This window comes from Photorhabdus stackebrandtii (assembly GCF_011189495.1).
Lineage (GTDB): Bacteria > Pseudomonadota > Gammaproteobacteria > Enterobacterales > Enterobacteriaceae > Photorhabdus > Photorhabdus khanii.
The window spans coordinates 152,251-165,704 of record NZ_PUJV01000002.1; the positions used below are offsets into that span (position 1 = coordinate 152,251).

The window sequence follows — 13,454 nt, forward strand, 5'->3', positions numbered from 1 at the left end:
TTTTTACTCATATTACCTCTAATTAAGTAACATTTGCTGTACATATTTTTCCTACCTCTTAGGATCTATGGCTGACCTTGTTATCCATTTAGTTCAAAGAGTAAGATTCATGGAACTGGAACACGAAAGTAAACGTCCATTATATATTCCCTATTCTGGCCCCATTCTGTTGGAATTTCCGCTGCTGAATAAAGGCAGTGCCTTTACTGAAGCAGAACGCGGCAACTTTAACCTTCATGGCTTATTACCGGAAGCGGTTGAAACCATCGAAGAACAAGCTGAACGCGCCTATCGACAGTATCTTGATTTCAAAAATGATGCAGATAAACACATTTATCTGAGAAATATTCAAGACACTAACGAAACTCTGTTCTACCACCTGCTGGATGCACATTTGAGCGAAATGATGCCAATCATCTACACCCCAACGGTTGGTGAAGCTTGTGAACATTTTTCTGATATTTACCGCCGTGCCCGTGGTCTGTTCATCTCATACCCAAATAAAACGCATATTGATGACATGCTGCAAAATGCGACTAAACAAAATGTAAAAGTTATCGTTGTCACCGATGGTGAACGTATTCTTGGTCTAGGTGACCAAGGTATCGGCGGTATGGGTATTCCTATTGGTAAACTTTCCCTGTATACCGCCTGTGGTGGTATCAGTCCGGCTTATACGCTGCCGGTAGTCCTGGATGTGGGAACGAACAACCCCCAGCGCCTGAATGACCCGCTATATATGGGCTGGCGCCATCCGCGTATTACCGGTGCAGAATATGATGAATTTGTCGATGAATTTATTCAGGCCGTCAAGCGCCGTTGGCCAAATGTGCTGCTACAGTTTGAAGATTTCGCGCAAAAAAATGCCATGCCTCTGCTCAACCGCTATCGCCATGAGATTTGTTGCTTTAATGATGACATTCAGGGAACCGCCGCTGTTACACTGGGTAGCCTGATCGCAGCCAGTCGTGCTGCCGGTCGTCAATTGAAAGATCAAACTGTCACTTTCCTGGGAGCCGGTTCCGCCGGTTGCGGTATCGCAGAGCAGATTGTCGCCCAGATGAAATCTGAAGGTTTAAGTGAAGAACAAGCTCGCGCCCGTATTTTCATGGTTGATCGTTTCGGTTTACTGACAGATAAGCTGCCAAATTTATTGGATTTCCAGAATAAACTGGTACAAAAAAGCGACTCTTTAGCTGAATGGGATGTGAACAGCGATTCTATCTCTCTACTTGATGTTGTTCGTAATGCTAAGCCTACGGTATTAATTGGCGTTTCAGGCCAAGCGGGGCTGTTTACAGAAGAAATCGTCCGTGAGATGCATAAACACTGTGAACGTCCAATCGTTATGCCATTATCCAACCCAACTTCCCGTGTTGAAGCCCGTCCTGAAGATATTATCAACTGGACTGACGGTGCGGCCCTGGTTGCAACAGGTAGCCCATTCAATCCGGTAAAATACAAAGATCAAGAGTATCCGATCGCTCAATGTAACAACTCCTATATCTTCCCTGGAATTGGCTTAGGTGTTATTGCTTCCGGGGCCAAACTTGTTACTGATGGTATGTTGATGGCGGCAAGCCGAACACTGGCTGATTGTTCACCATTGGCTAAAAACGGTACCGGCCCATTACTACCACTCATTGATGATATTCAGGAAGTTTCTCGCAAAATTGCCAAACAAGTTGCAAAAGAAGCGCAAATACAAGGTGTTGCAACTGTCACATCAGACGGTGCATTGAATGAAGCGATTGGCCGCAACTTCTGGAAACCGGAATATCGTATATATAAACGTACTTCATTGTGACGGTTATCCACCCAGATCGGGCAACGTCACCAGCTGTTACTCGTCCCTGACGAGTCTGACACAAGCCCTGAGAGCAGAAACGACGAGTCCTGTAGCCTTCAAACCCATTATATCTCTATGCCGCATATTCATTGCGGCATTTTAATCTCTAAAAAACCCTTTAAGATTTTTGCCTTATATCCCCACCCACATTAGCCGAAGGCCTTATGGCGATTTTTACTAAATTATATTTAATTTATATAATATTATTGAGTTGTACACTCACAACCCTAAAAAATTCAGAACAAGCACAAAATAGAATTATTTAATAATTTACCTAAAAATAAAAAACACCGAAAAAATAAACACCAAAAACAATAGTATTAATATAGTTTACATTCAAATACACAAACATAATTTCTATATTTATAGGATTGGGATCTGATACTCCCAATCCCTAAAAGAAAAAATATCCCCAATATGCTAATTACATCAATAATATCATTAATTCCATAACATTAGATGTTTATTTGGTGATACACCGATGAAACTTTGCAATGATATTCTACTTCCCTCAGAAAAACTGCGAATGGCATGAGGTTTCCTGGTGTTTATTATTATTAAATCTCCCAGCTCTGGCTTAATAGAAATAGATGGAGGAAGGGAGCCACGCCAATCATGTTCTGAACTATCTTCAATCAACTCGGTAATAGGAATAGCAGGAACATCCCACAACTCTAATTCCCCTCCACTTACAGGTACTTTTATATATATGTTTACAGAAAATTGCCCTAGCAAATTAACAGATTGTTGTTGAAGACCATCAAAATGAGGTTGTATTTCAGACATGATAGAGAGTTCTGGCCTTCTCATGACCCTGGCAATCCCCGCATGCATCTTTTTACCTTCAAAATTTGCAATACTGGCACCCGCGGACCATACTTCATCTAGTTCTAAACGAAATTTATCGAAAGGTGCCAGCATTGGAGCACAGAAATTTCTGACGTTTCTTATTGCGGGTAATGCATTCTCAAAATATCTTTTATAACTATCACTCTCTTTTGGTTTCCCAAAAGTCGTATTATAAGGCACACCAACTCTATCAACACCATAATCGACTAAAACAATTTCATCTCCTTTTTTTAAATCATGAAGGTAATGTTCTAGATTTTCATGAGAGAGGAAAAAATCAGAAAGTTTGTCTGAGATATGACTATCTACATATTTCTTCACATGAATTGCTAACACTTCATCATTAAATAACTTATCGAGATCACTTTCTTGCAAAGAATTAGATAAAATCACTTCATTTTTCATAAAAGTCACCTTGTTATACTTAACATGATTTTGGAAAATTCTCCTACATAAAAATACACCAGGAAATGTTAATTCCAACATTCTATCCAGTAAAAGCACTTTTAATCAACACGATATTAATCACCAAAATAAATATAGATATATACTTAAGTTATTTTACTAATTACACATTTAATAATAGAGAAAGTCTTGATGGCAATAATTTTATTTTACGAACTTTACTATAACATTAAAAACAATCAATTTAATACTCAATGATAATAATAAATAGACAACATAATCTTTCATTAACTCTTGGCAGCTTAGAACAGGTATGTTTACCGCAGAAGCAAAGCTGGAAATATATTATTATTTAACATCAATATTGAGTATAAAGTAAAAAAACGTACAAATCAAAAATAACATGCCAAAATCCAAAAAAGAATATATATATTCTTAACCTGAATATTGTTATCGAATTTCTTTTAATGTCTTAATCTCCCGATATTTTTTCAATCACAACATTCGACTGTTCCCTTACATTTAAGAAGCGGGGTTTCCGGTATATCAGCAGCTACGACAAAATTTTAAAGATGATAAATGTGAACTCATCGTCACCACGTGACGTCCCCAGATGTGATGCCTGCTGACTATAGCGGGACAAAATATCAAGAAACAGGCAACAAAAAACCACTGTCAGGCTTTTTTCTTATAGAGAAAACTTGCTTCGGAATTTCAGGTAAAGTAGCCTTTAGTCAATATTAGTCATTGATACATATTAAAGGCAAAAGTATGTGGAAGCGCCTGATAATTGGTCTGTTATTCATCACAGGGATGCTAACGCTCACAGCTATTGCACTTGACCGCTGGATTAGCTGGAAAACGGCCCCTTATATTTTTGATGACCTCAAGAAACTTCCTGAACGTGAAGTGGGTATGGTGCTTGGTACGGCTAAATACTACCATTCTGGCGCACCTAATCAGTACTATATGTACCGTATTCAGGGGGCAGTTAATGCTTATAACAGCGACAAAATCAAATATCTCCTACTGAGTGGCGATAATGCCCAACAAAGCTATAACGAACCCGTCACCATGCGCAGGGATTTAGTAAAAGCAGGTATTCCAACCACAAACATCGTGCTGGATTTTGCGGGTTTCAGAACGCTTGATTCGATAGTCAGAACCCGTAAAGTTTTTGACACCAATGATTTTACGATTATCACTCAACGATTCCACTGTGAACGGGCGCTGTTTATCGCTATGCATATGGGAATTGACGCTCAGTGCTATGCAGTTTCCACACCTAAAAATATGATTACTGTCCGGTTACGTGAAATAATTGCCCGCCTTGGCGCCTTAACTGATCTTTATATTTTGAAACGCGAACCTCGTTTCCTGGGTCCTTTGATTCCAATTCCTGCTCCGCATAAAGTACCAGAAGGTATAACTGATTATCCGGCGGTAACTCCGGAAGAATTGCAGGAAATGGACAAAACCCAACCTAAGAGGAGCGTACCAATGCCGCCGTAACATTTCGCCACAGCCACTCTAATGGCCCTTGACGGTGACGGCGTAACCACCAGCATGAAAAAAGGATATTTACTGTCCAAATAAATGGAATAAATGCCAGTAACTCCAGGCGGCTGAATTGACCAAATAATCCAAAGTGATAAAACAGCACAGTACAGATTAGAGTTTGTAGTAAATAATTACTCATCGCCATTCGTCCAACCTGCCTGAGCCAGCGATTAATTCGCCAATATGAAATTACCGGCCAGAAACCATATATTAAAGCCATATAACCCAGCGCCTGAAATGGAATGACCAACTCAGAAAGGATATAGCCAACAATACCTGACCAAAAGTAATCCCAGTCATACGCATATTGGAGTGCAACAGAGAATATCTGGACAGCAAAACTGAGTGGTATCAGCAATAGCGCTACATTTCGATAATGGCTCACTGGAAATTCACCTTTCAACCAGCCATTACGCACTAATCCGGCACCACATAATATAATGCCGACCAATTGCCAGCCATACTGAATAAATAGCATGACCATCATCAACATGACCTGATTGAAACGTTCTTCTATTGCCAGCCATCCACCATCCGTTTTCCAGAACGTTTCATATAACACATGGAATTCAGTCGGTCTCCAAACATCGTTAGATTCACCTCTGGAAAAAAAACCAAGAATAAATAACAGCGCTAATCCAATCAGATAAAAAATAGCACCTTTCATAAATAACCGACTACTGGTACTATTTTGACTAATCAGATGAAAACTAAAAAAACCGGCCAAACTATAAGAGAGTAAAATATCACCATCCCAGAACAAAATACCATGCCCCACGCCAATCAAGGCAAGTATGATTAATCGTGGATAGTTCCAGACTTTGCCCCTTGGTAGTAGTAACTCCAGTGCTGCACCAAATAAGAAGGCAAAAATACACAGGAATTTTCCCTGAGCAAAGATATTGAGTACAGACCAGATAATCAAATCCGTTGAAGAAACTGAACCATTATATTCCGGGTTCAAATAAGCCGCAGATGGCAAAGCAAAACCGGAGATATTGAGCAGCAATATCCCCAGAATCGCCAGACCACGAATACTGTCCAGTGAATCAATTCTCTGGCGGGTCATTTTTATATCCCGATGTAAAAATCACAAATGGCGTGTCGTACGTAAAAACTCCTGACGGGTATTTTGACTGGATTTAAACAACCCACCCAAGGATGTCGTTGTCGTGGTACTGGTTGCATCACGGATACCCCGGGCTTTCACACAGTAATGGACTGCATCAATAGATACGGCAACATTATTGGTGCCAAGTAGTGTCTGTAATGCAATCAGGATCTGTTGGGTCAGACGCTCCTGTACCTGTGGACGTTGCGAAAAAAACTGCACAATGCGGTTAATTTTAGATAATCCAATCACTTTATCTTTCGGGATATAGGAAACTGTCGCTTTACCATCAATAGTCACAAAATGATGTTCACAGGTGCTAGTTAACGTGATATCACGCACCGTCACCATTTCATCCACTTTCATTTTATTTTCTATCAATGTGATTTTTGGGAAATTACTGTAGTCCAACCCTGAGAAAATTTCATCAACATACATTTTCGCAATACGACTGGGGGTTTCCGCCAAACTGTCATCACTTAGATCAAGATTCAACAGTTTCATAATTTCCGTCATATGCTCCTCAATCCGCACTTTACGCACTTCCGGCGCCAGTGCCTGACCACGAAGAGGAGTTTCAAGACCACGAGCTTCCAGCGCTGAATGCACAAGCTCCGCTTCTTTACTTAGGGATGACATTATTTTCTCCAAAGGTATTACTTTCCATTATCTGGCGGGCAGTAAAATTGATGTTCGAGTCATTAGTACCATATAACTAAGACAATCTGATATTTCGCGCCGCGTTAACATCGCGTCCATGATTTGTATAGCACAACCAAGCGTCTGAGCCAACAGTTCAGTTTGTTTGGATATGGGATAAACCAATATTTGTATGCGCGTTTCACGGCATCACACGCGAGCTTCACCAACGGATTTATTCCTGTTACAAACCAGTAACCCGGCAATCACCAGAGTGAGCAATGCCACATACAGCGCAGGTTCCAGTTTCCCGGTTATTGCAGTGGAAACCGCTGACAGCACCGGCCCAACAAGCTGCCCAATAGCATAGACTGTAGTCAGCAACCCGGCCATATAACGGCTATGTTCTGGCGCCAGTTCACGCCCATACTGAAACGCCATTTGCACCGCGCACATAAAACCACCACCAATCAGCAAAGCGCTTAACGCCAAGCCACTCATTCCCGGTAAAATCTCAGCGATAAGAATCCCCGCGGCCTGGATCCATAAAGTGATCGCCAGCCGGATTTGGGTTGTCAGCATATGACGGGTCAGAATTGCAAAACCGATGCCGATAACTGCGGCACCACCAAATATCGGCCAGACAAACTGAGCAAACAAGCTGCCAGGAAAACGATCACTTGCCATTTGCGAAAGAAAAGTGGCAGGTAAAATATAACCAAACCCCGCTAAACTGTAGCTCCATACCAACCGCTTAATTGCTGGTGTCCAAGTCAGCTTCTTCACCTCAGTCTGTGAACGACGTAGTTTACCGCGACGGGGCAAATGCCGACTGATATAAACACTACCAATCAGCGCTATAATGCCATATAACATCCACGCTGCGGCAGCACTCAGTTGCCATGCCTGAATCCCAACAGCAAGAATACCAGTAACGAATATCCCGACTCCGGGGCCCGCAAATATGGCAACACCCAACGCAGGACGGCTTAAGCTGGCTAACTGCTCATTTACCCATGCCGCCACCAACACTAATGTCAAACCACTTGCCCAACCAATAAAAAAACGGGCGGCACTGTGTAATATCGGCCCATCCAGCAATGCAGAGAGCAACGTGATAATGACCACTCCCCATAATCCTGCCCAAAGCCGATATTCAATCAAACGGCGCGCCCGCATCGCATCATAGGAACCCGCCAGATATCCCAGATAGTTAAAAGCGGCGACGATACCCGCACCGGTCAGACTAAGCTGGGATTCTGCGATCATTAAGGGAACTTGAGGAGTGAAGGTAAAACGCCCAATTCCCATAGCAACAACCAGCGCTAAAAAACCACTCATTGCGATATGAAAAGCCTGATAGCTGTGATTCGGTAGGGAAGAAGTTGAATTGCTCATCGTCATGAAAACATCATTTTTAATTCGCTTTTCATAAGTTATAACAAAAACCAAATGCAATGCACCCTTATGATTAACAAAATTTACAAAAAAACGTAAATTATTTCTTCCCCTTAATAAAGTATTCAGTAAGCCTTAAGTTACAGTATCTGGAACGACAGAGTATTTGAAATCTCGTGCTCCACTCTATTCGTTCACCTTTACTAAGGTTAAATCAGGCTGTTACCGCGCAACATAAACTGAGCCTGCTCTCAATAATGCCATAATGATACTGTCAAGCCGCTACCAGAAATGTATGATTTGTCATGTTGTGTGTACCAATATTATTAATAAGGAGCTTTTTATGTATAAAGAATTCCAAGGTAAGGCAGCAATTGTTACCGGAGGTGGAACCGGTATAGGGCGGGCTATCAGTATCATGCTGGCGAAACAAGGTGCTGCTGTAGCAGTTATCTATTCCCAAAGTGAACTTGACGCTCAAGAAACAACAGAATCTATTATCAGGGACGGAGGGCAAGCCATAGCGATCAAAGCCGATGTTGCCGACGAATCCGCGGTGCAAGCAATGATCAACACTGTTGCTGAAAAATTTAACGGCATCGACTACCTGATTAATAATGCCGGGACAACAAAGCAACTTCAATTTGATGATCTCGAATCTATATCCGACAGTATTTGGGATACCATTCTTGACGTTAACGTGAAAGGTACATTTCATTGTTGCCGGTATGCAGCACCTTATCTTAGGAAAAGAGCGGGTAGTGCTATCGTGAATGTCGGTAGTATCTCTGGCGAAACCGGCTATGGTTCTTCTATTCCCTATGCGGTTTCCAAATCAGCCATTCACGGGCTCACGAGATCATTGGCTCGTGCGTTGGCGCCATCAATAAGGGTTAACTGCGTGGCGCCAGGCGCGGTCGAAACCAGGTGGTGGAAAGGACTGGAGGAGAAAATGCGAACCCTCTGCACAAATTTGCCTTTAGAACGCATCTCAACACCAGAAGATGTTGCAGAAATAACCTTGATGTTACTAAAAGCAGAAGCAATGACAGGGCAAATCATCAAGATTGACAGCGGTCAAACTTTATAAAATTTACCTGATCACATAGTAAATATTGATAGCTGGATGCCTCCAAATTCAATCGGACTTACTCTGGTAGCCAGCTATTTCTCTCTGAGCAAACATTAGATAATATCTACGTTTATCTTGTAAAAATGAGCTAATTCTCAAAGGATATTGCATGCATATAACCCTTACTGATGTAAATAAGGATAATTATGAAGATGTCTGTGACCTCTCTGTAGCCGATCACCAGTATGAATATGTTGCAGAGAATACGTGGTCACTCGTTGAGTCAAAATTCAACCCCTCATACCAAACACGCACAATTTGCTTAGACGATAAACCTGTCGGATTTTTTATGTGGGTACCTGAGACAGACCAGAGAATATCGATTTGGCGGTTTATGGTGGATCAGCACTATCAAAACAAAGGTATTGGACGCAAAGCCATGCTGCTGGCCCTTGATGAAATTAGGCGAACAGATGGATTGGAAGAGATCGAAATCTGTTACAACCCAAATAATCCTGTAGCGCGAAACTTTTACTCCAGCTTTGGTTTCATTGAAATCGGTATGGATGAAGACGGTGAAGACATGTTGGCAATTATTAAAGTTTAATATAACTAACGTATATGACGATCTCTGCCATAATGGTGCTATTACAAAATGCTATCTGGGAGCACCATTATGGATCACTGTCACACCTCTGGATTGATCTCTTTGGAACAAGCGCTGGAAAAACTCCTGACGCAAGTTGCACCACTGACTGATACAGAAACCATCAATCTCATCCAATCATCAGGGCGGATTACCGCGGCAGATACTATTTCGCCTATCAATGTCCCACCTTTTGCTAACTCAGCAATGGATGGTTATGTCGTTCGTTATGCCGATTTGCATGAAAATATCCCCCTGCCTCTGGCAGGAAAAGCACTGGCTGGCGCGCCTTTTCAGGGAGAATGGCCTGCAACAACCTGCATCCGGATTATGACCGGCGCGCCTGTTCCCGCAGGTGCTGACACTGTCATTATGCAAGAGCATACAGAAGTTACTGATGATGGTGTTGTTTTCTCTCAACCAGCCAAACGGGGCCAGAATATCCGTCTGGCAGGCGAAGATATCCCCAAAGGAGCCGTGGTATTGCCGGCAGGCAGTAAATTATCCACCGCCCAATTGCCACTGATTGCCTCTTTGGGAATCACTAAAATCGAAGTGGTTCGCAAATTAAAAGTTGCCATTTTCTCCACCGGTGATGAACTGCAAGCCATCGGTCAGCCACTTAAAGAAGGCCAGATTTATGATACCAACCGCTTTGCTGTTCGCCTGATGTTGGAAAAACTGGACTGCGACGTTATTGATTTAGGCGTTATTGCCGACAATCCCAAAGCCTTGCGCAATGTTTTCGAAGAAGCGGATCAAAAAGCTGATTTAGTTATCAGCAGTGGCGGCGTCTCTGTGGGTGAAGCAGACTACACCAAGCAGATGTTGGATGAGCTGGGAGAAATCAGTTTCTGGAAACTGGCAATTAAACCGGGTAAACCTTTTGCTTTTGGCAAACTGAAAAACGCCTGGTTCTGTGGTTTACCTGGTAATCCAGTTTCAGCTGTCCTCACCTTCTATCAACTGGTGCAACCTTTAATTGCCCGTCTGTCCGGTTTTACAGCATGGCAACCACCAATGCGCCTCCATGCTAAGGTGACTACGCCATTGAAAAAAACACCGGGAAGAACAGATTTTCAACGCGGTATTGTTTCTGTGAATGAACAAGGTGAGCTGGAAGTCCGCACTACAGGGCACCAAGGCTCCCACATATTCAGTTCATTCAGCTTGGGTAACTGCTTTATCGTTCTGGAGCGCGAACGTGACCGGGTAGAAACTGGCGAAATTGTTAAGATCGAATTGTTCAATCATCTATTGAAAAACAAATAATGACCATTGAACTGACAGACGAAGAAACCCTACGCTATAACCGTCAGATTGTCCTACGCGGATTTGATTTTGACGGCCAGGAGAAACTGAAATCCTCGAAGATCTTGATAGTCGGTGCAGGTGGCTTAGGCTGTGCTGCATCTCAGTATCTGGCAGCAGCAGGCGTGGGAACAATAACACTGTTGGATTTTGATACCGTTTCTCTCTCAAACCTGCAACGGCAGATCCTGCATCGAGATGAACGCATCGGGATGGCTAAGGTACACTCGGCCAAAATAACGCTTCAAGCAATAAACCCGCATGCCACCATCAAAACCGTCGATGCATTGCTGGAAGATCAAGCACTGGATGAACTTATTAGCGAAAATGATGCTGTATTGGATTGCACTGATCATGTGGCGATCCGCGAACAGTTGAACCGCCTGTGCCTCGTCAGAAAAACGCCACTGGTTTCCGGCGCAGCTATTCGTATGGAAGGACAATTGTCCGTATTTACTTATCAACTGGATGCCCCCTGTTACCACTGCTTGAGCAGGCTGTTTGGTGAAAATAACCTGACTTGTGTAGAAACGGGCGTTATGGCGCCATTAGTAGGTACCATTGGGACATTGCAAGCCATGGAAACCATCAAGCTGCTCACTGGATACGGCAAGGTAAGCAGCGGAAAGGTTTTACTGTTTGATGCCATGATGATGCAATTTCGTGATATTAAACTACTTAAAGATCCAAATTGCGAAGTGTGCAACAGCTAACCATCCACTGATGAAAATAAGTTGCCCCAGTTATCTACACCGGGACAACTTATTTCCCAAAAGCACTTACTCAGTAATCCCCTGACTTCTCAGATACTCATCATAAGTCCCTTTAAAATCAATGAATTTATTAGATCTGATTTCCAGAACACGGCTTGCCAGTGAACTGACGAATTGCCGATCATGAGAAACAAATATCAAAGTCCCTTGATACAATTCGAGGGCCAGATTCAGGGATTCAATGGATTCCATATCCAGGTGGTTTGTTGGTTCATCCATTATCAGAATATTTGGCTGTTGCATCATCAGCTTGCCAAATAGCATCCGGCCTTTTTCACCACCAGATAACACCTTAACTTTCTTCTTGATATCATCCTGACCGAACAACAAACGCCCTAGCACGCTGCGGACAGCTTGCTCGTCGTCCCCTTCTCTCTTCCACTGACTCATCCAATCGAAAACCGTCAGATCGCAGTCAAAATCGCCGGCATGATCCTGAGCATAGTACCCAATGCTGCTGTTTTCAGACCATTTAACCGTGCCACTGTTTGGCTCTACTTCACCAACCAGGGTTTTCAGGAAAGTCGTTTTACCGATACCGTTAGCACCGATAACCGCCATTTTCTCGCCAACTTCCAGCAACATATTGAGATTTTTAAACAGCGGGCCATTGTCATAGCCTTTCGTCAAACCTTCCAGTTCCAGAGCATTACGGAATAATTTCTTATCCTGTTCAAAACGGATATAAGGATTCTGACGGCTGGATGCTTTAACTTCATCCAACTGGATTTTATCAATCTGACGGGCGCGGGAAGTCGCCTGTTTTGATTTGGAAGCATTGGCACTGAAACGGCTGACAAAAGATTGCAACTCCGCAATCTGTGCTTTCTTTTTCGCATTATCCGCTAGCAGACGTTCACGTGCCTGAGTTGCAGCAACCATATATTCATCATAATTGCCGGAGAATAGACGTAATTCACCATAATCCAGATCTGCCATGTGAGTACAAACTGTATTCAGGAAATGACGATCATGGGAAATAATGATCATGGTGCTGTCTCGATCATTTAACACCTGCTCCAACCAGCGAATGGTATCAATATCCAGGTTGTTGGTTGGTTCATCCAATAACAGAACATCAGGATTAGAAAACAGAGCCTGAGCCAACAAAACACGCAATTTCCAGCCGGGGGCCACTTCACTCATCGGGCCATAATGTTGTTCTACCGGAATACCAACCCCCAGCAACAACTCGCCGGCACGCGCTTCGGCACTATAACCATCCATCTCGCCGTAGGACACTTCCAGATCCGCAACACGATAGCCATCTTCTTCGCTCATTTCTGCCATCGCATAAATACGGTCACGCTCCTGTTTCACTTGCCACAGTTCCGTGTGTCCCATAATCACTGTATCCAGTACAGTGAACTCTTCAAAGGCAAACTGATCCTGACGCAGTTTACCAATACGTTCATTTGGATCCGTACTGACGTTACCAGCAGTCGGCGTCAAATCGCCACCAAGGATTTTCATAAACGTGGATTTACCAGAACCATTAGCGCCAATCAGACCATAACGGTTGCCGTTACCAAACTTGACAGAAATGTTTTCAAACAGGGGCTTACTGCCAAATTGCATGGTGATGTTGTTTGTACTTAACACTGCATTCGCTCTTAAATTTAGAAACAAAAGGGAAATTGGGAAAAATCGATAGCAGCGCATTATGCCACAATAGAGTTAAGAGATCGCGGGAAGTTTTGAGCGTTATTTAAACTAGAGAATCAACGCCAAACTAACCAACAATTTGTTATTTTTGATTTTCCTAAAATTTACCTAAAACAACTCGAACAATTATTATATCCCAAATGGGATATAATTTATTCTATGGAGTGTTACCATCA

General features: G+C 42.7%; 11 protein-coding genes. 6 read left to right on the forward strand and 5 right to left on the reverse strand.

The genetic code is table 11. The features are described from left to right. The first annotated feature begins 109 nt into the window (after positions 1-109). Complete coding sequence (locus tag C5470_RS02230) at positions 110-1,807, forward strand: NAD-dependent malic enzyme (protein ID WP_166285596.1); 1,698 nt, start codon at positions 110-112, stop codon at positions 1,805-1,807. A 483-nt stretch (positions 1,808-2,290) separates the two neighbouring features. Here the strand turns inward: C5470_RS02230 and C5470_RS02235 are convergent, their stop codons facing one another. Continuing rightward, a complete protein-coding gene (locus tag C5470_RS02235) occupies positions 2,291-3,103 on the reverse strand; it encodes a 2OG-Fe(II) oxygenase family protein (protein WP_166285598.1) in 813 nt (270 codons plus the stop codon). Positions 3,104-3,874: 771 nt separating this feature from the next. Between C5470_RS02235 and sanA the strand changes: the two genes are divergently transcribed. Beyond that, entirely contained in the window at positions 3,875-4,615 is a 741-nt protein-coding gene (gene sanA, locus C5470_RS02240) for an outer membrane permeability protein SanA (RefSeq protein ID WP_166285600.1), read from the forward strand. Here the strand turns inward: sanA and yeiB are convergent. The 3 genes from yeiB to C5470_RS02255 all read right to left on the reverse strand — a co-directional run bounded on the left by yeiB (position 4,587) and on the right by C5470_RS02255 (position 7,811). Beyond that, positions 4,587-5,732: a DUF418 domain-containing protein YeiB gene (yeiB, locus tag C5470_RS02245; RefSeq protein WP_166285602.1), complete on the reverse strand. Its 1,146-nt coding sequence runs from the start codon at positions 5,730-5,732 to the stop codon at positions 4,587-4,589. The genes sanA and yeiB overlap by 29 nt on opposite strands. A gap of 21 nt (positions 5,733-5,753) precedes the next feature. Beyond that, positions 5,754-6,413, reverse strand: a complete 660-nt coding sequence (gene folE / locus C5470_RS02250; protein ID WP_166285604.1) for a GTP cyclohydrolase I FolE — start codon at positions 6,411-6,413, stop codon at positions 5,754-5,756. 210 nt (positions 6,414-6,623) lie between these two features. Then, a complete protein-coding gene (locus C5470_RS02255; RefSeq protein ID WP_166285842.1) occupies positions 6,624-7,811 on the reverse strand; it encodes a YbfB/YjiJ family MFS transporter in 1,188 nt (395 codons plus the stop codon). A 265-nt stretch (positions 7,812-8,076) separates the two neighbouring features. Here C5470_RS02255 and C5470_RS02260 point away from each other — a divergent pair, with 265 nt between their 5' ends. From C5470_RS02260 to moeB, 4 genes are all read left to right on the forward strand, one after another. Then, positions 8,077-8,901 carry an SDR family NAD(P)-dependent oxidoreductase gene (locus C5470_RS02260; RefSeq protein WP_242687788.1) on the forward strand — a complete coding sequence of 275 codons (825 nt, stop codon included), beginning with the start codon at positions 8,077-8,079 and terminating at the stop codon, positions 8,899-8,901. A 151-nt stretch (positions 8,902-9,052) separates the two neighbouring features. Then, on the forward strand, positions 9,053-9,490 hold the full coding sequence (locus C5470_RS02265) for a GNAT family N-acetyltransferase (protein WP_166285606.1): 438 nt from the start codon (positions 9,053-9,055) through the stop codon (positions 9,488-9,490). A gap of 69 nt (positions 9,491-9,559) precedes the next feature. Continuing rightward, positions 9,560-10,801: a molybdopterin molybdotransferase MoeA gene (gene moeA, locus C5470_RS02270; RefSeq protein ID WP_166285608.1), complete on the forward strand. Its 1,242-nt coding sequence runs from the start codon at positions 9,560-9,562 to the stop codon at positions 10,799-10,801. Next, a complete protein-coding gene (moeB, locus tag C5470_RS02275) occupies positions 10,801-11,553 on the forward strand; it encodes a molybdopterin-synthase adenylyltransferase MoeB (RefSeq protein WP_166285610.1) in 753 nt (250 codons plus the stop codon). Before moeA ends, moeB begins: the two co-directional genes overlap by 1 nt. A 66-nt stretch (positions 11,554-11,619) precedes the next feature. Here the strand turns inward: moeB and C5470_RS02280 are convergent, their stop codons facing one another. Further along, positions 11,620-13,215: an ABC-F family ATPase gene (locus C5470_RS02280; RefSeq protein ID WP_166285612.1), complete on the reverse strand. Its 1,596-nt coding sequence runs from the start codon at positions 13,213-13,215 to the stop codon at positions 11,620-11,622. Between the last annotated feature and the right edge of the window lie 239 nt (positions 13,216-13,454).